The organism is Streptomyces sp. L-9-10 (genome assembly GCF_004151105.1).
Lineage (GTDB): Bacteria > Actinomycetota > Actinomycetes > Streptomycetales > Streptomycetaceae > Streptomyces.
In genome coordinates this window covers 118,308-140,887 of sequence record NZ_PHRF01000172.1, presented here as the reverse complement: position 1 = coordinate 140,887, position 22,580 = coordinate 118,308, and the positions used below count along the sequence as shown (strand labels likewise).

Sequence of the window (22,580 nt, the reverse complement as noted above, 5' to 3'; positions counted from 1 at the left end):
GAGAGCGGGCATCGGCACTCAGTCCCCGAGGACCCGGCGCAGATAGTCGTTCCCGAACAGCCGGTCCGGATCGAGCCGGTCCCGTAGCGCGGTGAACTCGCCGAAGCGCGGATACACCCCGGACAGATAGGCCGCGTCCCTGGTGTGGATCTTCCCCCAGTGCGGCCGGCCGCCGTGCGCGGTCATGATGCGTTCCACGGCGGTGAAGTAGGAGCGGTACGGCGTGCCCCGGTACAGATGCACCGCGATGTACGCGCTCTCCCGGCCCGACGCCGTCGAGAGCGCGATGTCGTCCGCCGGAGCCGTCCGTATCTCCACCGGGAAACTCACCCGCAGTGGTGAACGCTCGATCATCGCCTTGACCTCGCGCAGCGCCCCGATCGCGGCCTCGCGCGGCAGCGCGTATTCCATCTCCACGAAGCGCACCCGGCGCGGGGAAGTGAAGACCTTGTAAGGGATGTCCGTGTACGTACGGGCGGAGAGGGCGCGACTGGAGATCTTGGCGAGGGCGGGGATCGTCGCGGGAACGGCGCGGCCGAGCGAACAGGCCGCCTGGAAGGCCCCGTTGGAGAGGAGCTCGTCCTCGATCCAGCCACTGAGCCGGCCGGGCGGGGCCGCGATGCCCGCGCTGCGGTTGTTGCGCTTGGTGTTGCAGTTGCCGGTGTGCGGGAACCAGTAGAACTCGAAGTGCTCGTTCTCCGCGACATGCTGGTCGAACTCGGCCGTGACCCGGTCGAAGGTCATCGGTTCCTCACGGGCCGTCAGCAGGAAGACCGGCTCCACCGCCAGGGTGACCGCGGTGACCACACCCAGCGCGCCGAGCCCGATCCGGGCGGCGGCGAACACCTCCGGGTTCTCCTCCGCCGAGCAGTGCAGCAGCGAGCCGTCGGCCGTGACGAGATCCAGGGCCCGGATCTGCGCGGCTATGGAGGCCGAGTCCCGGCCGGTGCCATGGGTACCGGTGGAGGTCGCGCCCGCGACGGTCTGCTCCATGATGTCGCCCATATTGGTGAGCGACAGTCCCTCCCTCGCCAGCGCCGTGTTGAGGCGTTTCAGCGGGGTGCCCGCCGCGACGGTGACGGTGCCCGCCGCCCGGTCGGTCTCCCGGATGCCGGTCAGCAGATCGGGGCGTATCAGCACCCCGTCGGTGGCGGCGGCCGCGGTGAAGGAGTGGCCCGTACCGACGGCCTTGACCCGCAGACCGTCCTCCGCCGCCCGGCGTACGGTCCCGGTCAGCTCCTCGACGGAGGCCGGGGACACCACGCGGGCAGGACGGGCCGTGACGGTCCCCGCCCAGTTACGCCACGTTCTTGTGGCCGTCGTACGGTTCCTGGTCATCCGCCCCGTGCCCTCCCCGACTCGGTACCGGCCCGCGCAGCCGGCGAAACCCCAGGAACGCCACCACGGCCGCAGCCGCGCCCGCCGCGACGGGCACCCCGTACCCCGCCTCGGCCCCGGCCGCGTCGACCACCCAGCCTGCGGCCGACGAGCCGAGCGCCACGCCGACCGCGAGCCCGGTACTGGTCCAGGTCATGCCCTCGGTCAGCTTGGTGCGCGGTACGTGCGCTTCGACGAGGGCCATCGTCGTCACCATCGTCGGCGCGACGGAGAGGCCCGCGACAAAGAGCGCCACGGCCAGGAACGGCAGGTTCCCGGCCAGTTGGAGGGGGATCATACTCAAGGCCATCACACAGATACCCACCAGCCACCTCCGTGCGGGAGGCCCGGTGAAGTGCAGCAGGCCGAACACCACCCCGGCGAGACAGGATCCGAGCGCGTACACGGCCAGCACCAGGCTCGCCGCCGCCTTGTGACCCCGCTCCTCCGCGAAGGCGACCGTCACCACATCGACCGCGCCGAAGATCGCCCCGGTCGCGACGAAGGTCGCCACCAGGACGCGCAGCCCGGGGGAGCGGAGCGCCGAACCCCCGGTGTGCTGCTCACGCGGCTGCGGTACGGGCTCGGTCGCGCGCTGCGCGGTCAGCCAGACGACACCGACGACCAGGAAGACGGCCGCGAGCAGCGGGCCCGCCTCCGGGAACCAGGCGGTCGAGAGCCCGATCGAGACGATCGGGCCGAAGATGAAGCACACCTCGTCGACGATCGACTCCCACGCGTACGCGGTGTGCAGCTCGCGCGGTGAGCCCCGGTAGATCGCGGCCCAGCGCGCCCGCACCATCGCGCCGAGGCTCGGCACACAGCCCGCGCCCGCGGCGAAGACGAACAAGGTCCAGTCGGGTGCGGACTGCTGGGCGCAGACGAGCAGCCCCGCCACGGACGTCACCGCGACCAGGGTCGCCGGGCGCAGGATCCGCCCCTGGCCGTGCCGGTCGACGAGCCGGGAGATCTGCGGACCGAACAGCGCGGCGGACATCGCCAGCGTCGCGGAGAGCGCCCCCGCCAGCCCGTAGCGCCCGGTGAGCTGGGAGACCATCGTCACGATGCCGATGCCCATCATGGCCAGTGGCATTCTGCCGATCAGACCGGCCGCGCTGAATCCCTTGGTACCGGGAGCGGCGAATATCGCGTGGTAGGAACTGGGCAACGGACGCTCCGGTAAGGAATGAATCTGGCGATACAGCTTACGGTCGGGGGTCCGCCGCGCGCGCCCCCATTTCCGGCCGGGCGGCTTCGGGAGCTCCGGGCGACTCCTCGGGGATCCCGGGCGGGGCGGTGCGGGGCGCGGTTGCCGGGCGCGGAGAGCCGGGTGGGAGGATCGGACACATGCCAGAACAGCTCGCGACTTCCCCCTACGACGCTCTTCTTCTGCTGTCCTTCGGCGGTCCCGAGGGCCCGGACGATGTGGTTCCGTTCCTGGAGAACGTGACCCGGGGCCGTGGCATCCCCAAGGAACGGCTGAAGGAAGTGGGCAAGCACTACTTCCTGTTCGGCGGGGTCAGCCCGATCAACGAACAGAACCGCGCCCTGCTGGGGGCCCTGCGCAAGGACTTCGCCGAGCACGGCGTGGACCTGCCGGTCTACTGGGGCAACCGCAACTGGGCGCCGTATCTGACCGACACCCTGCGCGAGATGGTCGCGGACGGCCGGCGCCGTATCGCGGTCCTCGCCACCAGCGCGTACGCCTCGTACTCGGGCTGCCGGCAGTACCGCGAGAACCTCGCGGACGCGCTCGCCACCCTGGCAGACGAGGGGCTCGCGGTACCCCGGGTGGACAAGCTGCGCCACTACTTCAACCACCCCGGCTTCGTGCGCCCCATGGTCGACGGCGTGCTCGCGTCGCTCGCGGACCTGCCGGAGGACGTACGCGCGGGCGCGCACCTCGCCTTCACCACCCACTCCATCCCCGACGCGGCCGCCGACACCTCGGGGCCCGTCGAGGCCCACGGGGAGGGCGGCGCCTATGTGGCCCAGCATCTCGACGTCGCCCGGCTGATCGCGGACACGGTCCGTGAGGAGACCGGTGTCGAGCACCCCTGGCGGCTCGTCTACCAGTCGCGCAGCGGCGCCCCGCACATCCCGTGGCTGGAGCCGGACATCTGCGACCACCTGGAGACCCTGCACGGCGCCGGAGTCCCCGCCGTCGTGATGGCCCCCATCGGTTTCGTCTCCGATCACATGGAAGTCCTGTACGACCTCGACACCGAAGCCACCGCCAAGGCCGCCGAGCTGGGACTCCCCGTACGCCGCTCGCCGACGGTGGGGGCGGATCCGCGCTTCGCCGGGGCCGTCCGCGATCTCCTCCTGGAACGCGCCGCCACCGAGCGGGGGCGCGCGGCGGAACGCTGCTTCCTGGGCGCGCTCGGACCGAGCCATGACCTCTGCCCGGTCGGCTGCTGCCCCGCCCGTGCCCCCAGGCCCGCCGCGGCGGGCGCCGACAGCCCGTACGCCTGAAGGAGCCCGCTGTGACCGACGCCTCGAACGAGTACGCCCCGGACAAGGACACCCCGGACAAGGACACCGCGGCCGACGGCGCCCTGGGCGGGGAACTGCTCGCCCTCGCCCTGGAGGCGGCGAACCGGGCCGGCGCGCTGCTGCGCGACGGCCGCCCCGACGATCTGGCCGTCGCCGCCACCAAGTCCAGTCCCATCGATGTCGTCACCGAGATGGACATCGCGGCCGAGAAACTGATCACCGGCTATCTCTCGGAGCACCGCCCCGACGACGGCTTCCTCGGCGAGGAGGGCGCCAGCTCGGCGGGCAGCAGCGGGGTCCGGTGGGTCATCGACCCACTGGACGGCACGGTCAACTACCTTTACGGGCTGCCCACCTGGGCCGTCTCCATCGCCGCCGAACGCGACGGCGAGACACTGGCCGGAGTTGTCGCGATCCCGTTGCGCCGCGAGATCTTCCGCGCCGTGCGCGGCGGCGGAGCCTTCCTCAATGACCGCCCGATCGGCTGCCGCCCCGCTCCGCCGTTGGAGCGCGCGCTGGTGTCGACCGGCTTCAACTACGTCACCGCCGTCCGCGCCCACCAGGCCGGAATCGCCCAGCGGCTGATCCCTCAGCTGCGCGACATCCGTCGCGGTGGCTCGGCGGCGTCCGACCTCTGCGATGTCGCGGCCGGACGGCTCGACGGCTACTACGAGCGCGGACTGCACCCCTGGGACCTGGCGGCCGGCGATCTCATCGCCCGCGAGGCGGGCGCGCTCACGGGCGGCCGTCCCGGCACCCGGCCCGGTTACGACCTGACGGTGGCCGCCACCCCCGGCGTCTTCGAGCCCCTCCAAGCGCTGCTGGAGGAGTACGGCGCCTGGCACGACTAGGACCGACCGGGACACGGACCGACCACGACACGGAAGGGCCCCGGCACCGTTCCCCTCGGTGCCGGGGCCCTTCTCTGTAGGTATCTACGGCTCTGTAAATGTCGTGATTCTGTATGTCTGTACGGCTAAGGCTGTACGACGGTGTCTGTACGACCGCGGTGCAGGTCAGACGCCCGTGGCGGCGCCGACCTCCACATCCACGCCATGCTCGGCGGCAAGCCGGCGAAGGTCGTCAAGCTCTTCCTGTTCGACATCCGCGAGGAAGTCGTCGCCCGTTTCACGGGCATGAGTGAGATCCGTTTCCGTGGCCCTTATACGCTGCAGAAGCCCGGCGGTGAACGCGTCCATTGCGCCCCCTCGTCGTGGGTCAGTGGCACGGGGGTGTGCCGACGTCGTGGTCGGTGGCACGGGGGTGTGCCGACGGCGGGAAGATCACGCACCCACTGCCTCTGGATGACAGATAAGGGTGTGGCATGCCACAAACAGGGCGTGATCTCGGGTGTGAAATCGTCTTCCCCACGCTCCGCCGTCGAGAAACCTCAACGCATCCACAAATCCGGTTCATTCCCGGATGTGCCAGGTCATCCAGCATCGTCTTACCGCCGGTTTATGGCCGTTAAGGGCAGGATGGCCCCGCACAGCCAGTGATACAACCTGCCCTGATCACGGGTGACGGGCCCAGAGGAAGGAACAGCGACGTGCGCGTACTCGTCGTCGAGGACGAGCAACTGCTCGCCGATGCGGTGGCCACCGGACTGCGCCGGGAGGCCATGGCCGTCGACGTGGTGTACGACGGAGCGGCGGCCCTGGAGCGGATCGGGGTGAACGACTACGACGTGGTCGTGCTCGACCGCGACCTGCCCGTCGTCCATGGCGACGACGTCTGCCGGAAGATCGTCGAGCTGGGGATGCCCACCCGCGTCCTCATGCTCACGGCCTCGGGCGACGTCAGCGACCGGGTCGAGGGGCTGGAGCTGGGCGCGGACGACTATCTGCCCAAGCCCTTCGCGTTCAGCGAGCTGACCGCGCGGGTACGGGCGCTCGGCCGTCGTACGACCGTACCGCTGCCTCCTGTGCTGGAGCGCTCCGGGATCAAGCTCGACCCCAACCGCCGCGAGGTCTTCCGTGACGGCAGGGAGATCCAGCTCGCGCCCAAGGAATTCGCGGTGCTCGAAGTCCTGATGCGCAGCGAGGGCGCCGTCGTCTCTGCCGAGCAGCTCCTGGAGAAGGCGTGGGACGAGAACACCGACCCGTTCACGAACGTCGTGCGCGTGACCGTCATGACACTGCGCCGCAAGCTCGGCGAGCCACCCGTGATCGTCACGGTGCCCGGCTCCGGTTACCGGATCTGATGGCGGTGTCCAGTACGCCCGCGCCCCCCGCGGCGCCGCCGAAACCGACCTGGGACCCCAGACGCCCGGACCCGTCGCTGCCCTGGGTGCGTCCGACCATCCGGATACGGCTCACGCTGCTCTACGGCGGCATGTTCCTGATCGCCGGCATCCTGCTGCTCTCGATCATCTATCTGCTGGCCGCGCAGGCCCTGCACGTGGGCAGCGAGCTGCCGTTCAAGATCGTGACGGGCAAGGTCAGCAGCGAGGTCTGCAACTTCCCGGACCAGGCACCGCCGGAGGAGTTCAACGCGGCGATGAACGCCTGCGTCAACCACCAGCGCCAGCAGGCGCTCGACGATCTGCTCAGCCGCTCGCTCTTCGCGCTGGTCGGCCTCAGCGTCATCGCGTTCGCCTTCGGCTACGCGATGGCCGGCCGGGTCCTCTCTCCACTGGGCCGGATCACCCGTACCGCGCGGCGCGTGGTCGGCTCCGACCTGTCCCGGCGCATCGAGCTGGACGGCCCCGACGACGAGCTCAAGGAGCTGGCCGACACCTTCGACGAGATGCTGGAGCGGCTGGAGCGGGCCTTCAGCGCGCAGCAGCGGTTCGTCGCGAACGCCTCGCACGAGCTGCGTACGCCGCTCGCGATCAACCGCACCCTGCTGGAGGTCCATCTCTCCGACCCGGGGGCGCCCACGGAGCTCCAGCAGCTCGGCAAGACCCTGCTGGCCACCAATGAGCGCAGTGAACAACTGGTGGAGGGCCTGCTGCTGCTCGCCCGCAGCGACAACCAGATCGTGGAGCGAAAACCGGTCGATCTCGCCGAGGTCGCGACCCGCGCGGTGGACCAGGCGCTCTCCGAGGCGGAGGCGAAGGGCGTGGAGATCCGCGGCGAGCGCGTGCCCGCCGTCGTGCAGGGGAACGGCGTCCTGCTGGAAAGGATCGCGCTGAATCTGGTGCAGAATGCCGTCCGGTACAACGTCCCGGAGGATGGCTGGGTAGAGGTCACCACCGCGATCGAGCAGGGCCAGGCGGTCCTGGTGGTGTCGAACACCGGTCCCGTGGTTCCCGCGTACGAGATTGACAATCTCTTCGAGCCGTTCCGGCGGCTGCGGACCGAGCGCACCGGCAGTGACAAGGGCGTTGGCCTGGGTCTTTCGATCGCCAGATCCGTCGCGCGTGCCCATGGCGGACGAATTCACGCCGAACCGCGCGAGGGTGGTGGACTCGTGATGCGTGTCACTCTCCCGGTCTGAGAGACTGCGCGGAGTGTTCAGGCAGGAAGATTGCTTTGTTCGCTTTGCGCGGAATTCTCGCCATCAGTTTTGGGCGGACCCATGTGTGATCGATCACAGGGGCGAATTCCCGCCTATCCACTCTGCGTGATCAAGCCTTCAACGGAAAGCCGGTAAAGTCCGGGTTTCCAGGGGTCGGGATCACGGGAAGTACACGGGGTGGCGCCCGTGAAGTGCGACATTGGGACCGTGTACGGTCCCCTTCGCCACCCGAAGCCGATCACTCCACGTGAGTCCGGTTGGGTGTCGATTGAGTAACAGACCTTGATGTGAGGCAAAATCTCCGCCTCAGGTCGGGCACAAGTCCGGCCTCTCACGCGTTACCCGCGCTGAGACACCACAGACACCCAGAGGGGGAGAGCGACATGGCAACGGATTACGACACCCCACGCAAGACCGATGACGACGTCGATCAGGACAGCCTTGAGGAACTGAAGGCCCGTCGGAACGACAAGTCGACTTCAGCGGTCGACGTCGACGAGTTCGAGCAGGCCGAGGGCCTGGAACTGCCCGGCGCGGATCTCTCCAACGAGGAGCTGTCCGTCCGGGTGCTGCCCAGGCAGGCCGATGAGTTCACCTGCATGAGCTGCTTCCTGGTGCACCACCGCTCCCAGCTCGCCAGGGAGAAGAACGGTCAGCCCATCTGCCGCGACTGCGACTGAGGTCAGGCCGGCCGTGGCAGGCGACACACCGTTCCGGAAACGGCGCTTCCGGCGTAAGAGTTCACCGGAGGTGTATGAGGGCGGCACAGGCCCGGCAGAAGGCGTTCAGCCCGCTGCCGAGCACTCCGCCCTGTCGCCCCGTTCCGGCGCGGGTGACGACGAGCGAGGCCGGCCGGCCTCGCTCGAGGCGGACCAGGAAGACCACGGCGGCCCCAAGACCGGGGGCCGGCGCCTGGACACCGTCAAACGGGGAGTACGCAGGGGCGGCGACAGCGCCAAGGCGGCGCTGGCCCATCTCGCCGACCGGATCATCGAGAACGCTCCTCGGGTCCCGGTCCGCGATATCGCCACCCTCCGCAAGCAGTTCCCGGGCCTGGGTCCCGAGGAGCTGGCGGACAAGCTGGTCGCGGGCGCCGCGAACAGCAGCTCGACGGTCGGCGCGGGTATCGGCGCGGCCGCGATGCTGCCCGTACCGCCCGCGATGCCGGCCGAGCTGGCAGCCGAGATCACCGCCGTCGCCGCGATCGAGCTGAAGCTCATCGCGGAGCTGCACGAGGTCTACGGACTGCGCCCGCCCGGCTCGCTCAAGGAGCGCAGCGCCGCCTATCTGACGTCCTGGACGGAGGAGCGCGGGGTCGACATCACCAAACCGTCGACCTTCAACGGCGCGCTGAGCGGCCGGATGAAGCGCGAGCTGCGGCAGCAGATCATGAAGCGCACGGTCCGCAGTCTGCCGAACCTGGTTCCGTTCATGATCGGAGCGGCCGTCGGCGCGATGATGAACCGGCGGGACACCAAGAAGGTCGCCGAGCGCATCCGCAAGGACCTGCGGGCCCGCCAGATCCCCTGGGACGCGCTGCCCGCGCTGCCTCCGCTGGAGCGGCCCGCGGAGCTTCCCGCCGAGCTGCCCAGGGAACTGGGCCACTGAGGGCTGTCCCCGGGAACAGCCGCCGGCCCCCGGGCGGGCTCTCAGCCGGTCCGTACCGCGTTCAGCGCCGCCGCCAGCGCCTTCGGGTCCCGCGTCGACAGATAGACGTACGGCGTCGGGTCCTCAGGGTCCGTGATCTCCACGCGGAGCGCCGTCGGCACGTAGCTGCGCAGCAGCATGAAGGCGCGCGGGTCGGCCTTGTGCAGCCGCCAGGCCCGCGCCTCCTCGTCGTCGAGCACCTCGGCCTCGCCGAGGGCCGACACCGGGATCCTCGCCTCGCCCGCGACCAGCGAGTCGGCCACCACCCGGATCCGTGCCGAGCCGTAGGAACTCACCCCGGCCGCGGCCAGCGCGCCGGCGGCGATCACCCCGCCGAGCATCGGCAGCAGCCCCATCGGCAGCGTGATCAGACCGCCCGCGACGGCGATCAGAGCGGCGATCCCCCACCAGGAAGGGGGGGCGGTCAGGCGTTCGTCGTAGCGCGTGGCGGAAGGCTCCATGGGGCCAAGCTTGGCACGGTGCGGCTCCCGGGCGACCGCGCGGGTAAGGTCTGCGCCTGTGAGTAACGTGCCATCCCCGGGAACGCCTCCCGGATCCCCCGCGGGGCCGGGGCCCCTGACACCGCCGGCCGACGCCGTACCGCCGGTACGGCACCCCGACGCTCCCGCCCCCGGTGAGCCGCTCGGGGCGCACTACGAACACTGTTTCGGCTGCGGCGAGGCACAGCCCCACGGACTCCAGCTGCTGGCGCGCGCCGGTGAGGGCGTCCGTATCACCGCGGAGTTCACGGTCAAGCCCGCTCACCAGGGCGCCCCCGGGCTCGCGCACGGCGGTGTGCTGGCCACCGCGCTGGACGAGACGCTCGGCTCGCTGAACTGGCTGCTGCGTGTGATCGCCGTGACCGGCCGGCTCCAGACCGAGTTCGTACGGCCCGTACCGGTGGGCACGTCGCTCTATCTGGAGGCCGAGACCACCGCCGTCCACGGGCGGAAGATCTACTGCACCGCCACCGGCAGGCTCGGCGGCCCCGAGGGACCCGTCGCCGTCCGCGCCGATGCCCTTTTCATCGAGGTCAAGGTCGATCATTTCATCGACAACGGCCGCCAGGAGGAGATCCGGGCGGCCATGGCCGATCCCGACCAGATCAAGCGCGCCCGCGCCTTCGAGGTGAACCCATGAGCCCTGCCCCTGTCGGCCCCCTGGACGTACTGATCCGCCGTGTCGATCCGGAGGCCCCGCTTCCGTCGTATGGACACCCGGGTGACGCGGGAGCCGATCTGGTCACCACCGAGGCCGCGGAGCTCGCCCCCGGTGAGCGTGTGGTCCTGCCGACCGGGGTGGCCATCGCCCTGCCCGACGGCTACGCGGCCTTCGTGCACCCCCGCTCCGGGCTCGCCGCCCGCTGCGGTGTCGCTCTGGTGAATGCCCCGGGGACGGTGGATGCCGGGTACCGTGGAGAGATCAAGGTGATCGTGGTCAATCTGGACCCGCGCGAGAGCGTTCGGTTCGAGCGGTTCGACCGGATTGCCCAACTGATCGTCCAGCGGGTCGAGAAGGTGCGCTTCCATGAGGTGGCGGAACTTCCCGGCTCCGCGCGGGCCGAGGGGGGCTTCGGCTCCACCGGTGGTCATTCCGCCGTGGGCGGGGTACAGGGTGGGAATCGATACGCTTCGGTCGTATCCGACCGGGAAGGACAGTGACGTGTTCGGACGTCGCAAGAAGAGTGGTTCCGCAGAGGACACGGCGGACGCAGCGGGCGAGGCCGGGCAGTTCACCGACGGCGTCGGCGTGGACGCCGATGACAGCGAGGCGGGGGACGCACCCCGCCGGGCGAACCTTCCGCCGGCGCCCAGGCCCGACGGTCCCTGGGACATCTCCGAGATCTCCAAGCCCGAAGAGGGCCGGGTGGATCTGGGGGGCGTCTTCGTCCCCGCGGTCGACGGCATGGAGCTGCGGGTGGAGGTCGCCGGTGACGCGATCGTCGCCGCCACCGTCGTCGTGCGCGACAGCGCCGTACAGCTCCAGGCTTTCGCCGCGCCCAAGAAGGAAGGTATCTGGGGCGAGGTCCGCGAGGAGATCGCCTCCGGCATCACCCAGCAGGGCGGCATCATCGATGAGGTCGAGGGCCCGCTGGGCTGGGAGCTGCGTGCCCAGGTCCCCGTACAGCTGCCGGACGGCACCGGAGGCGTACAACTGGTGCGCTTCATCGGCGTCGACGGACCGCGCTGGTTCCTGCGCGGTGTGATCTCCGGGCAGGGCGCGGTGCAGCCCGAGGCCGCGGGGCTGCTCGAACAGATCTTCAAGGACACCGTCGTCGTACGCGGCGAGGGACCGATGGCGCCCCGCGACCCCATCGTCCTCAAGCTGCCGGACGACGCGCAGATGGTGGCCGAGGGCGTCCAGCAGGAGGAGCAGGAGGGATCCCGCTTCTCCGGTGGCATGGGACAGCTCCAGCGCGGTCCGGAGATCACCGAAGTGCGCTGACACCTGATCGGAAATAGCGTGGGCCGCACCCCTTCACGGGGGTGCGGCCCATCGTCGTTTCCCCTCGTCTTCTCACTGGTCACGGGTGTGACCGTAGGAAACGCGTCAAGCGGGAGCTCCCCTCCGTATGAGACCCGTCAACGGAGGCGGAGTCCGCCGGAACAGCGGGTTTCCTCAGGGGGTCATATCTCCCGCACTCATTCAGGAGCACCCGATGGCCGACCTGGCCTTCGTCGCCACCACGATCGCGGTCTTCGCGCTGGTGGCTCTCATCGCCAAGGGGGTGACGAAGCTGTGACCGCGGAGAACATCGTCGGCCTGGTCGTGGCCGTCGCCCTGCTGGGCTATCTCGTCCTCGCCCTCCTCTTCCCGGAGAGGTTCTGAGTGATGAGCCCCGTCCTCGCCGGTGTGCTCCAGCTGCTCGCCCTGATAGCGGCGCTCGCTCTGGTCTACCGCCCCCTCGGCGACTACATGGCCCGTGTCTACAGCTCGCCCAGGCACCTCAGGGCCGAGAAGTGGATCTACCGTGCCATCGGCGCCGATCCCGCCACCGAGATGCGCTGGCCCGCCTATCTGCGCGGGGTCCTCGCCTTCTCTGTGATCAGTGTGCTGTTCCTGTATCTGCTCCAGCGGGCGCAGGGCGGTCTCCCGGGCTCGCTCGGCTTCGCGTCGATCGACCCGGACCAGGCGTTCAACACGGCCGCGTCCTTCGTCTCCAACACCAACTGGCAGTCGTACTACGGCGAGCAGGCCATGGGCCACGTCGTACAGACCGGCGGCCTCGCGGTCCAGAACTTCCTCTCGGCCGCCGTCGGCATGGCCGTCGCGGTCGCGCTCGTACGCGGCTTCGCCCGCTCCCGCACCGGTGAGCTGGGCAACTTCTGGTCGGACCTGGTGCGCGGCACCGTCCGGATCCTGCTGCCGGTCTCCGTCATCGGCGCGATCGTCCTGGTCGCCTGCGGCGCCATCCAGAACTTCGCGGGCATCCACGAGGTCGGTCAGTTCATGGGCGGCGCGCAGCAGTGGAACGGCGGCGCGGTCGCCTCGCAGGAGGTCATCAAGGAGCTGGGCACCAACGGCGGCGGTTACTTCAACGCCAACTCCGCCCACCCCTTCGAGAACCCCAACCCGGTCTCCAACCTCTTCGAGATCTTCCTGATCCTGCTCATCCCGTTCGCGATGACCCGCACCTTCGGCCGGATGGTGGGCAGTCTCCGGCAGGGCTACGCGATCCTCGTCGCGATGGGAGCGATCTGGCTCGGCTTCACCGCGCTGATGATGTGGACCGAGTTCCACCACGGCGGCCCGGCGTTCGACATCGCGGGCGGCGCCCTGGAGGGCAAGGAGACCCGCTTCGGGGTCGGCGGCTCGTCGATCTTCGCGGTGGCCACCACTCTCACCTCGACCGGCGCGGTCAACTCCTTCCTCTCCTCGTTCACCGGATACGGCGGCGGCATCGCGCTGCTGGGCATGCAGCTCGGTGAGATCGCGCCCGGCGGCGTCGGCTCCGGTCTCTACGGCATGCTGATCATGGCCGTCATCGCAGTATTCATCGCGGGTCTGATGGTCGGACGGACGCCCGAGTATCTGGGCAAGAAGATCGGCAGCCGCCAGATCAAGTTCGCCGCGTCGTACATCCTGATCACCCCGGCGCTGGTGCTCTGCTTCACCGCCGTGGCCATGGCGCTGCCCACCCCGGGCAACTCCATGACGAACTCGGGGCCGCACGGCTTCACCGAGATCCTGTACGCGTACACCTCGGGCGCCAACAACAACGGTTCGGCCTTCGCCGGGCTCAACGCGGACACCCAGTGGTTCAACACCACGATCGGGCTGGCGATGCTGCTCGGCCGCTTCGTGCCCATGGTGTTCGTCCTCGCGCTGGCCGGCTCGCTCGCGGAGCAGAGCCCCGTACCCAAGACCGCGGGCACGCTTCGAACGGAGAAACCGCTGTTCAGCGGGGTTCTCGTGGGCACGATCCTGATCGTCGCCGGACTGACCTACTTCCCGGCGCTGGCGCTGGGGCCGCTGGCCGAAGGGCTGGCGTCATGAACACTCGTACGAAGCATGAGGACGCGATGTCCAGCACCACTCCGGCCCGCGCGCCGCACAGCGATGTTCCCACCGGGCACAAACCCGATGACGGACGCGTCGGCGGGGGCCTGTTCGACCCCAAGCAGCTCCTGCGCTCCTTCCCGGAGGCGCTGAGGAAACTCGACCCCCGGTCGATGGCCAAGTCGCCCGTGATGTTCGTGGTCCTCATCGGCTCCGTCATGAGTACGGTCTTCGCCGCTCTGGAGCCGGGTGACTGGTTCGGCTGGGCCGTGGCCGCCTGGCTCTGGCTGACGACGATCTTCGCCAATCTGGCGGAGGCCGTCGCCGAGGGGCGCGGCAAGGCGCAGGCCGACACCCTGCGCAAGGCCAAGACCGACACCGTCGCCCGCCGGGTCATCGGCGCGAACGAGGAGCAAGTGCCTGGTACAGAGCTGCGCGTCGGCGATCTGGTCGTCTGCGAGGCAGGCGACATCATCCCCGGCGACGGTGATGTGGTCGACGGCGTCGCGTCCGTCGACGAGTCGGCCATCACCGGTGAGTCGGCGCCCGTCATCCGGGAGTCGGGCGGCGACCGCTCGGCCGTCACCGGAGGGACGAAGGTCCTCTCCGACCGTATCGTCGTCAAGATCACGACGAAGCCCGGCGAGACCTTCATCGACCGGATGATCGCGCTGGTGGAGGGCGCGGCCCGGCAGAAGACCCCCAACGAGATCGCGCTGAACATCCTGCTCGCGTCCCTCACCATCGTCTTCCTGCTCGCGGTCGTCACGCTCCAGCCGTTCGCGGTCTACGCGGGCCAGCGCCAGTCGATGATCGTGTTGATCGCGCTGCTGGTCTGTCTGATCCCGACCACGATCGGCGCGCTGCTCTCCGCGATCGGCATCGCGGGCATGGACCGGCTCGTCCAGCGGAACGTGCTCGCCATGTCGGGGCGCGCGGTCGAGGCCGCGGGCGATGTCTCGACCCTGCTGCTCGACAAGACCGGCACGATCACCCTCGGCAACCGGCAGGCCGCCGAGTTCGTTCCGGTCAAGGGGGTGACGGAGGCCGAACTCGCCGACGCGGCCCAGCTCTCCTCACTGGCCGACGAGACCCCCGAGGGCCGCTCCATCGTGGTGCTGGCCAAGGAGAAGTACGGGCTGCGCGAGCGCCACCAGGGCGAGCTGACCGGTGCCGAGTGGGCGGCCTTCACCGCCCAGACCCGGATGTCGGGTGTCGACCTCGTGGAGAACGGGACGCGGCGCAAGGTCCGCAAGGGCGCGACCGGCTCGGTCATCGCCTGGGTCGAGGAGCGCGGCGGCCCGGTGTCCGAGGACACCAGGGAACTGACCAACGCGATCTCGGAGGCCGGTGGCACGCCGCTGCTGGTCGCCCTGGAGGACGACGGCGGAGCCCGGGTGCTCGGCGTCATCCACCTCAAGGACGTGGTCAAGGAGGGGATGCGGGAGCGGTTCGACGAGCTGCGCCGCATGGGCATCAAGACCGTCATGATCACCGGTGACAACCCGCTGACCGCACGGGCGATCGCGGAGGAGGCCGGCGTGGACGACTTCCTCGCCGAGGCCACCCCCGAGGACAAGATGGCCCTCATCCGGCGCGAGCAGGCGGGCGGCAAGCTCGTCGCGATGACCGGCGACGGGACGAACGACGCCCCGGCGCTGGCGCAGGCGGATGTCGGCGTGGCCATGAACACCGGTACGTCGGCCGCCAAGGAGGCCGGGAACATGGTGGACCTGGACTCCAACCCGACCAAGCTCATCGAGATCGTCGGCATCGGCAAGCAGCTGCTCATCACCCGCGGCGCGCTGACGACCTTCTCCATCGCCAACGACGTCGCGAAGTACTTCGCGATCATCCCCGCGATGTTCGCGGTCGTCTATCCGAGCCTGGACAGGCTCAACATCATGCGGCTGTCCTCGCCGGAGTCCGCGATCCTCTCCGCGGTCATCTTCAACGCGCTGATCATCGTCGCGCTCGTACCGCTCGCGCTCAGAGGCGTGCGCTACCGGCCGATGAGCGCCGACCGGATGCTCCGCAGGAATCTGGGGATCTACGGCCTCGGCGGACTGATCGCCCCCTTCATCGGCATCAAGATCATCGATCTGCTCCTCTCCCTCATCCCCGGCATCGGGTGAACGGCATGACATCCATGAACAGCTCGGCACGCAACACCGCACGGCTCCTCGGAGCCGGGGCGCGCGCTCTCCTCGTCCTCACCGTCCTGTGCGGGGTGCTCTATCCGCTGGCCGTCACCGGCGTCGCCCAGGGCCTCTTCCCCCATCAGGCGAACGGGTCCGAGGTCAAGGAGGCCGGCAAGGTCGTCGGCTCCTCGCTCATCGGCCAGCGCTACGACCTGCCGCTGAAGAAGGGCCAGGAGACCCCGGAGCCCGACCTCAAGTGGTTCCAGCCGCGCCCGTCCAACGGCCTGGGCAGCAACAGCGTCAACACGCAGTACAAACTGATCCTCTCCGGGGCCACCAACCGGTCGGGCGACAACGAAGAGCTGATCAAGTGGGTCAAGGACGCCAAGGCCGCCGTCGTCAAGGACAACTCAACCCCCGGTTACCGGGTCCCGGCCTCCGCCGTACCGCCGGACGCCGTCACCTCCTCGGGCTCCGGCCTCGACCCGGACATCTCGCCGGAGTACGCCCGGCTCCAGGTCCACCGGGTGGCCGAACGGAACCAGCTCTCCGTCGGGCAGGTGGAGAAACTGGTCGAGGACCACACCCAGCAGCGGATTCTCGGCTTCGTCGGGGAACCCCGGGTGAATGTCCTCGCGCTCAACGTCGCGCTGCGGGAGATGGTCGGCTGACCATCAGAATCGTGTCAAGACCGACTCACGAGACCGGTGCCGCCCCTTTTGCCGTTTTTCCTGGCTGTATTTTCGACACAGCCGACGCGTCGGACGCGGTGGCTCTTCTGGAAGACAATGGGGCCATGGGACGCGGCAAGCTTCGGATCTATCTGGGCGCGGCACCGGGCGTCGGCAAGACGTACGCGATGCTCTCCGAGGCGCACCGCAGGGTGGAGCGCGGCACGGACTGTGTCGTGGCGTTCGTGGAGCATCATGACCGGCCGCGTACGGAAGTGATGCTGCACGGGCTCGAAGCGGTCAGACGGCGCGAGCTGGAGTACCGCGGGACGGTCTTCACGGAGATGGACATCGACGCGGTGCTGGAGCGCCGCCCGGCCGTCGCGCTGGTCGACGAGCTGGCACACACCAATGTGCCGGGCTCCCGCAACGCCAAGCGCTGGCAGGACGTCGAAGAGCTGCTCAAGGCCGGGATCGAGGTCGTGTCCTCGGTCAATATCCAGCACCTGGAGTCACTCGGCGACGTCGTCGAGTCGATAACCGGTGTACGGCAGCAGGAGACCGTCCCCGACGAGATGGTGCGGCGCGCCGACCAGATCGAGCTGGTCGACATGTCGCCCCAGGCGCTGCGGCGGCGCATGGCGCACGGCAATGTCTACAAGCCCGACAAGGTCGACGCGGCGCTCTCGCACTACTTCCGCCCCGGCAACCTCACCGCGCTGCGTGAGCTGGCGCTGCTCTGGGTCGCCGACCGGGTGGACGAATACCTCCAGCAGTACCGGGGCGAGCACAACATCCGCTCCACCTGGCAGGCCCGGGAGCGCATCGTCGTCGGTCTCACCGGCGGTCCGGAGGGGCGTACGCTCATCCGCCGCGCCGCCCGGATGGCCGCGAAGGGCTCCGGCAGCGAGATCCTGGCCGTCTACATAGCCAGGAGCGACGGTCTGACCGCCGCCTCGCCCAAGGAACTGGCGGTCCAGCGCAAGCTGGTCGAGGATCTGGGCGGCACCTTCCACCATGTCATCGGCGACGACATCCCCTCCGCGCTGCTCGAATTCGCGCGCGGGGTCAACGCCACCCAGATCGTGCTGGGCTCCAGCCGGCGCAAGACCTGGCAGTACATCTTCGGGCCCGGTGTCGGCGCCACCGTGGCCCGGGAGTCAGGGCCCGACCTGGACGTCCATATCGTCACGCACGAGGAGGCCGCCAAGGGGCGCGGGCTGCCGGTGGCGCGCGGGGCCAGGCTCGGCCGCTCCCGGATCGTCTGGGGCTGGCTGGCCGGGGTCGCCGCGCCCGTACTGCTCTCGCTGCTGCTGACGGCGCTGGACAACAGCCTGGGACTCGCCAACGACGTCCTGCTGTTCCTCTTCCTGACCGTGCTGGCCGCGCTGCTCGGCGGGCTGAGGCCCGCGCTCGCCTCGGCCGCCGCGGGCTCGCTGCTCCTCAACTTCTACTTCACGCCGCCCACGCACACGCTGACCGTGGCGGATCCCAAGAACCTGGTCGCCATCGTGATCTTCTTCGCGGTGGCCGTGTCGGTGGCCTCCGTGGTGGATCTGGCGGCCCGCCGTACCCACCAGGCGGCCCGGCTGCGCGCCGAGTCGGAGATCCTCTCGTTCCTGGCCGGCAGCGTGCTGCGCGGGGAGACCACGCTGGACGCGCTGCTGGAGCGGGTGCGGGAGACGTTCTCGATGGAGTCCGTGGCGCTGCTCGAACGTATGAGCGATGTCGACCCCTGGACCCGCGCGGGCAGCGTCGGACCGCACCCCGTCGACCGCCCCGAGTCCGCCGATGTGGACATGCCGGTCGGCGACCACATGGCGCTGGCGCTCACCGGCCGCGTCCTGCCCGCCGAGGACCGCCGGGTGCTCGCCGCCTTCGCCGCCCAGGCCGCCGTCGTACTCGACCGTCAGCGCCTGGTGGGGGAGGCGGAACAGGCCCGCGCGCTCGCCGAGGGCAACCGCATCCGTACGGCGTTGCTCGCGGCCGTCAGCCACGATCTGCGCACCCCGCTGGCCAGCATCAAGGCCTCCGTCACCTCGCTGCGCTCCGACGACGTCGAGTGGTCCGAGGAGGACCGGGCGGAGCTGCTGGAGGGCATCGAGCACGGCGCCGACCGGCTGGACCATCTGGTCGGCAATCTGCTCGACATGTCCCGGCTCCAGACCGGCACCGTCACCCCGCTGATGCGGGAGATCGACCTCGATGAGGTGGTCCCGTGGGCGCTCGGCGGTGTCCCGGAGAACAGCGTGGAGCTGGACATCCCCGAATCGCTGCCCATGGTGAACGTCGACCCCGGTCTGCTGGAGCGCGCGGTCGCCAATATCGTCGAGAACGCCGTCAAGTACAGCCCCGAGGGACGGCACGTCACCGTCGCGGCCAGCGCGCTGGGCGCGCGGGTCGAGGTGCGGGTCGTGGACCGGGGCCCCGGGGTCCCCGAGGACGCCAAGGAACGGATCTTCGAACCCTTCCAGCGCCACGGCGACGCGCCGCGCGGCGCCGGCGTCGGCCTCGGACTGGCGGTCGCCCGCGGCTTCGTGGACGCGATGGGGGGCACGCTGGCCGCCGAGGACACCCCCGGCGGCGGTCTGACCATGGTCCTCACCCTCTCCGCGGCGTCCGGACGCGAGCCGGTACGCCCCGAACCACCCGCCCGGTCCCTCACATGACCGGGACAGCAGAAAGGCAGGCCCCTATGACCCGGGTGCTCGTGGTCGACGACGAGCCGCAGATCGTACGCGCGCTGGTGATCAACCTGAAGGCGCGCAAGTACGAGGTGGACGCGGCCTCCGACGGCGCGAGCGCGCTGGAACTGGCCGCGGCCCGCCACCCCGATGTCGTCGTGCTCGACCTCGGCCTCCCGGACATGGACGGCGTCGAGGTGATCAAGGGCCTGCGCGGCTGGACCCGCGTACCGATCCTGGTGCTCTCCGCGCGCCACACCTCCGACGAGAAGGTCGAGGCGCTGGACGCGGGCGCCGACGACTATGTCACCAAGCCCTTCGGCATGGACGAACTGCTGGCCAGACTGCGCGCGGCGGTCCGGCGGGCCGAGCCGGTCGGCGGCGACGGCGACGAGACGGTCTCGGTCGTGGAGACCGAGGGGTTCACCGTCGATCTGGCCGCCAAGAAGGTCCACCGCGAGGGCAGGGACGTCCGGCTCACCCCGACCGAGTGGCATCTGCTGGAGGTGCTCGTACGGAACACCGGCCGGCTGGTCAGCCAGAAGCAGCTCCTCCAGGAGGTCTGGGGCCCGTCGTACGGCACCGAGACCAACTATCTGCGGGTCTACATGGCGCAGCTGCGCCGCAAGCTGGAGGCGGATCCGTCGCACCCCAGGCACTTCGTCACCGAACCGGGCATGGGCTATCGGTTCGAGCGTTGATCCGGCGCGGCCATACCCCGGTACGCTTTGTGCATGAGTGCTGAGAAGCCGACCGGCCGTTTCCGCCGGATGCTCGACCGGCTCTCCAGCTCCCAGGAGGATCTGGAGTCGGAAGAACTGCAGGAGGACGCGCAGGCATCGGGCTGTACGCGCATCTCCGACTGCAACGACCGCCAGATCGTCCGGGTGACTGGTACGTTGCGGACGGTCACCCTGCGTCCGCGGGCCGGCGTACCCGCGCTGGAGGCGGAGCTGTTCGACGGCACCGCGCCGCTGGACGTGGTGTGGCTGGGCCGGCGCTCGATCGTGGGCATAGAGCCGGGCCGCAAGCTGATCGCCTCCGGCCGGATCTCCCTGAGCCACGGCCGGCGGGTGCTGTTCAATCCCAAATACGAACTCCGACCACTCGGACAGGAGTAGCCGGTGACGTCACCCGACAAGCCCGCCGCCTCGACCTCTTCCCCCACCGCTTCATCCGCCTCACCCGCCACCTCGGCCGCTTCGGACAGTGATGCGAAAGCCGTCACCGAGGCGGCTCTTTTCGAGGCTTTCGGCGGTCTGCGCGGCATGGTGGAGACGGTCCTTCCCGGCCTGCTCTTCGTCACGATCTTCACGGTCAACAAGGACCTGCACGCGTCGGCGATCGCCGCGCTGGCCATCTCGCTGCTGCTCGTCGTGGTCCGGCTGATCCGCCGGGACACCGTCAAGCACGCCTTCAGCGGGGTCTTCGGTGTCGCGTTCGGTGTCGTCTTCGCGATGATGACCGGCGATGCCAAGGACTTCTATCTGCCGGGCATGCTCTACACGCTGGGGCTGGCGCTCGCGTACATCATCACCACGCTCGCGGGCGTGCCGCTGATCGGGCTGATCCTCGGCCCGATCTTCAAGGAGAACCTCTCCTGGCGCACCCGCAACCCGGGCCGCAAGAAGGCGTACGCCAAGGCCAGTTGGGCCTGGGGGCTGATCCTGCTCGCCAAGTGCGCGATCCTCTTCCCGCTCTACTGGTGGGCGGACACCACCCAGCTCGGCTGGATCCTGATCGCGCTCAAGATCCCGCCGTTCCTGCTGGCGGTCTATCTGACCTGGGTCTTCCTGGCGAAGGCGCCGCCGCCGATCGATGTGTTCGCCGAGATGGAGGCGGAAGAGCGGGCGGAGAAGGAGCGCGCGGCGGCCGTCGCCGCGACGACGACCGACGGGTCGGGACCGCGGCACCGCCGCTAGGGCCTCTCGTTTGGATCATGCCGGATCAGGCCTGATCCAGACAGGACCCTAGGCGATCGCGATTGAACGGACAGCCTTCGGGCGCCGGACAGGCGGGGGTTCCGCCTGTCCGGCGCCCGAAGGCTGTCCGGCGCCCGGACAGTCCCGTCCGGCGCCCGAGAGCGTCAGCCGGTCGTCTCCTCGCGGCGTACCGACAGCAGATCCTCCAGCTGCTCCTCGCGGGCCTGGGCCGCCACGAACAGCAGCTCGTCGCCCGCCTCCAGGGTCTCCTCCGGGTTCGGGGTGAGGACGCGCGTCCCGCGGATGATCGTGACCAGCGAGGTGTCCTCGGGCCAGGTCACATCGCCGACCTGCGTACCGGTCACGGCCGACTCCGGCGGCAGCGTCAGCTCGACCAGGTTGGCGTCGCCGTGGCTGAAGCGCAGCAGCCGTACGAGATCGCCGACGCTCACCGCCTCCTCGACCAGCGCCGACATCAGACGCGGTGTCGAGACCGCGACGTCCACGCCCCAGGACTCGTTGAAGAGCCACTCGTTCTTGGGGTTGTTGACCCGGGCCACCACCCGCGGGACGCCGTACTCGGTCTTGGCGAGCAGTGAGACGACCAGATTGACCTTGTCGTCGCCGGTCGCGGCGATCACGACATGGCAGCGCTGGAGCGCCGCCTCGTCCAGCGAGGTGATCTCGCAGGCGTCGGCCAGCAGCCATTCCGCCAGCGGCACCCGTTCCACCGAGATGGCCGTCGGTGCCTTGTCGATCAGCAGGATCTCGTGCCCGTTCTCCAGCAGCTCACCCGCGATGGAACGGCCCACCGCACCTGCCCCGGCAATCGCGACGCGCATCAGTTCACGCCTCCTTCCGGGCCCTCGGCGAATGCCGCCTCGACCTTCTCGATGTCGTCCGTACGCATCATCACGTGGACGAGATCGCCCTCTTGCAGCACGGTCTGGGACGTCGGCAGCATCGCCTCGCCCAGCCGGGTCAGAAACGCGACACGGACGCCCGTCTCCTCCTGGAGCGTGCTGATCTTGTGGCCGATCCAGCTCTCCGCGGTGTGCACCTCGGCGAGCTGGACGCCGCCGCTGGGATCGCGCCACAGCGGCTCCGCGCCGGACGGCAGCAGCCGGCGCATCATCTGGTCGGCGGTCCAGCGGACCGTGGCCACGGTCGGGATGCCCAGCCGCTGGTAGACCTCGGCGCGCTTCGGGTCGTAGATACGGGCGGCCACGTTCTCGATGCCGAACATCTCGCGGGCCACCCGGGCGGCGATGATGTTGGAGTTGTCGCCGCTGCTCACCGCGGCGAAGGCGCCGGCGTCCTCGATCCCCGCGTCGCGCAGGGTGTCCTGGTCGAACCCGACGCCGCTGACGCGACGGCCGCCGAAACCGGAGCCGAGCCGTCGGAACGCGGTGGGGTCCTGGTCGATGACGGCGACGGTGTGCCCCTGCTGCTCCAGGTTCTGCGCGAGTGCGGCACCCACCCGGCCACAGCCCATGATGACAATATGCACGGCCCTACCCCGCACTCCTCATACCCCACCTGAACTGCGAATACATCGTGCTCATTTCTCTTCTCTCGGCTCGCCGGGCAACACGTTGCGGGCACTTGGAGGCCCGCGGGGCACCATGCCGCGACGGGTTGCCGGTCATGGGCCCGAGCGGTGCCGGGGATGTCGCCCTC

General features: G+C 69.6%; 24 protein-coding genes. 18 read left to right on the top strand and 6 right to left on the bottom strand.

Annotated features, from left to right (window positions below; genetic code table 11):
* Positions 1-18: 18 nt before the first annotated feature.
* Entirely contained in the window at positions 19-1,338 is a 1,320-nt protein-coding gene (locus CU044_RS37740; protein WP_129773579.1) for a D-arabinono-1,4-lactone oxidase, read from the bottom strand.
* Positions 1,298-2,545, bottom strand: a complete 1,248-nt coding sequence (locus CU044_RS37735) for an MFS transporter (RefSeq protein WP_129773578.1) — start codon at positions 2,543-2,545, stop codon at positions 1,298-1,300. Before CU044_RS37735 ends, CU044_RS37740 begins: the two co-directional genes overlap by 41 nt.
* A 179-nt stretch (positions 2,546-2,724) precedes the next feature.
* Here CU044_RS37735 and CU044_RS37730 point away from each other — a divergent pair, with 179 nt between their 5' ends.
* A complete protein-coding gene (locus CU044_RS37730; protein WP_129773577.1) occupies positions 2,725-3,852 on the top strand; it encodes a ferrochelatase in 1,128 nt (375 codons plus the stop codon).
* Positions 3,853-3,935: 83 nt separating this feature from the next.
* Positions 3,936-4,724, top strand: coding sequence for an inositol monophosphatase family protein (locus tag CU044_RS37725; protein WP_129773676.1), 789 nt, complete (start codon positions 3,936-3,938; stop codon positions 4,722-4,724).
* A 165-nt stretch (positions 4,725-4,889) separates the two neighbouring features.
* On the opposite strand, the gene CU044_RS37720 is transcribed toward CU044_RS37725, so the two are convergent.
* Positions 4,890-5,072, bottom strand: a complete 183-nt coding sequence (locus CU044_RS37720; RefSeq protein WP_129773576.1) for a hypothetical protein — start codon at positions 5,070-5,072, stop codon at positions 4,890-4,892.
* A 350-nt stretch (positions 5,073-5,422) separates the two neighbouring features.
* On the opposite strand from CU044_RS37720, the gene CU044_RS37715 reads away from it, so the two are divergent.
* The 4 genes from CU044_RS37715 (at position 5,423) to CU044_RS37700 (ending at position 8,943) form a co-directional block, all read left to right on the top strand.
* Positions 5,423-6,076, top strand: coding sequence for a response regulator transcription factor (locus CU044_RS37715; RefSeq protein ID WP_030350181.1), 654 nt, complete (start codon positions 5,423-5,425; stop codon positions 6,074-6,076).
* A 5-nt stretch (positions 6,077-6,081) separates the two neighbouring features.
* Positions 6,082-7,314: a HAMP domain-containing sensor histidine kinase gene (locus tag CU044_RS37710; protein WP_129773675.1), complete on the top strand. Its 1,233-nt coding sequence runs from the start codon at positions 6,082-6,084 to the stop codon at positions 7,312-7,314.
* A 404-nt stretch (positions 7,315-7,718) separates the two neighbouring features.
* Entirely contained in the window at positions 7,719-8,015 is a 297-nt protein-coding gene (locus tag CU044_RS37705; protein ID WP_030350183.1) for a DUF4193 domain-containing protein, read from the top strand.
* A 13-nt stretch (positions 8,016-8,028) separates the two neighbouring features.
* Complete coding sequence (locus CU044_RS37700; protein ID WP_129773574.1) at positions 8,029-8,943, top strand: hypothetical protein; 915 nt, start codon at positions 8,029-8,031, stop codon at positions 8,941-8,943.
* Positions 8,944-8,984: 41 nt separating this feature from the next.
* Here the strand turns inward: CU044_RS37700 and CU044_RS37695 are convergent, their stop codons facing one another.
* Positions 8,985-9,443: a DUF3093 domain-containing protein gene (locus CU044_RS37695; protein WP_129773572.1), complete on the bottom strand. Its 459-nt coding sequence runs from the start codon at positions 9,441-9,443 to the stop codon at positions 8,985-8,987.
* A gap of 58 nt (positions 9,444-9,501) precedes the next feature.
* On the opposite strand from CU044_RS37695, the gene CU044_RS37690 reads away from it, so the two are divergent.
* The 12 genes from CU044_RS37690 (at position 9,502) to CU044_RS37640 (ending at position 20,900) form a co-directional block, all read left to right on the top strand.
* Complete coding sequence (locus tag CU044_RS37690; RefSeq protein ID WP_240046079.1) at positions 9,502-10,122, top strand: PaaI family thioesterase; 621 nt, start codon at positions 9,502-9,504, stop codon at positions 10,120-10,122.
* The gene (gene dut, locus CU044_RS37685) at positions 10,119-10,643 is read left to right on the top strand and encodes a dUTP diphosphatase (protein WP_129773568.1); all 525 of its coding nucleotides are present in this window, start codon (positions 10,119-10,121) and stop codon (positions 10,641-10,643) included. The genes CU044_RS37690 and dut overlap by 4 nt, the downstream gene beginning before the upstream one ends.
* 1 nt (position 10,644) lies before the next feature.
* Entirely contained in the window at positions 10,645-11,427 is a 783-nt protein-coding gene (locus CU044_RS37680; protein ID WP_129773566.1) for a DUF3710 domain-containing protein, read from the top strand.
* 127 nt (positions 11,428-11,554) lie between these two features.
* The gene (locus tag CU044_RS38990) at positions 11,555-11,725 is read left to right on the top strand and encodes a hypothetical protein (RefSeq protein ID WP_165372056.1); all 171 of its coding nucleotides are present in this window, start codon (positions 11,555-11,557) and stop codon (positions 11,723-11,725) included.
* Positions 11,722-11,811 carry a K(+)-transporting ATPase subunit F gene (gene kdpF, locus CU044_RS37675; RefSeq protein ID WP_037727062.1) on the top strand — a complete coding sequence of 30 codons (90 nt, stop codon included), beginning with the start codon at positions 11,722-11,724 and terminating at the stop codon, positions 11,809-11,811. The genes CU044_RS38990 and kdpF overlap by 4 nt, the downstream gene beginning before the upstream one ends.
* Positions 11,812-11,814: 3 nt before the next feature.
* Positions 11,815-13,479, top strand: a complete 1,665-nt coding sequence (gene kdpA / locus CU044_RS37670; protein WP_129773564.1) for a potassium-transporting ATPase subunit KdpA — start codon at positions 11,815-11,817, stop codon at positions 13,477-13,479.
* Complete coding sequence (gene kdpB, locus CU044_RS37665) at positions 13,476-15,617, top strand: potassium-transporting ATPase subunit KdpB (protein ID WP_129773562.1); 2,142 nt, start codon at positions 13,476-13,478, stop codon at positions 15,615-15,617. Before kdpA ends, kdpB begins: the two co-directional genes overlap by 4 nt.
* A gap of 14 nt (positions 15,618-15,631) precedes the next feature.
* A complete protein-coding gene (locus CU044_RS37660) occupies positions 15,632-16,294 on the top strand; it encodes a potassium-transporting ATPase subunit C (protein WP_129773674.1) in 663 nt (220 codons plus the stop codon).
* A 125-nt stretch (positions 16,295-16,419) separates the two neighbouring features.
* Positions 16,420-18,963 carry a sensor histidine kinase KdpD gene (locus CU044_RS37655; protein ID WP_129773560.1) on the top strand — a complete coding sequence of 848 codons (2,544 nt, stop codon included), beginning with the start codon at positions 16,420-16,422 and terminating at the stop codon, positions 18,961-18,963.
* Positions 18,964-18,989: 26 nt separating this feature from the next.
* Entirely contained in the window at positions 18,990-19,679 is a 690-nt protein-coding gene (locus CU044_RS37650; protein WP_129773558.1) for a response regulator, read from the top strand.
* 33 nt (positions 19,680-19,712) lie between these two features.
* Positions 19,713-20,099: an OB-fold nucleic acid binding domain-containing protein gene (locus CU044_RS37645; protein WP_165372066.1), complete on the top strand. Its 387-nt coding sequence runs from the start codon at positions 19,713-19,715 to the stop codon at positions 20,097-20,099.
* Positions 20,100-20,102: 3 nt separating this feature from the next.
* The gene (locus CU044_RS37640; protein WP_129773554.1) at positions 20,103-20,900 is read left to right on the top strand and encodes a DUF3159 domain-containing protein; all 798 of its coding nucleotides are present in this window, start codon (positions 20,103-20,105) and stop codon (positions 20,898-20,900) included.
* Between the two features lie 164 nt (positions 20,901-21,064).
* On the opposite strand, the gene CU044_RS37635 is transcribed toward CU044_RS37640, so the two are convergent.
* Together CU044_RS37635 and CU044_RS37630 are read right to left on the bottom strand one after the other, a co-directional pair.
* Positions 21,065-21,742, bottom strand: a complete 678-nt coding sequence (locus tag CU044_RS37635; RefSeq protein WP_129773552.1) for a TrkA family potassium uptake protein — start codon at positions 21,740-21,742, stop codon at positions 21,065-21,067.
* Positions 21,742-22,410: a TrkA family potassium uptake protein gene (locus CU044_RS37630; RefSeq protein WP_129773550.1), complete on the bottom strand. Its 669-nt coding sequence runs from the start codon at positions 22,408-22,410 to the stop codon at positions 21,742-21,744. Before CU044_RS37630 ends, CU044_RS37635 begins: the two co-directional genes overlap by 1 nt.
* Positions 22,411-22,580 lie beyond the last annotated feature (170 nt).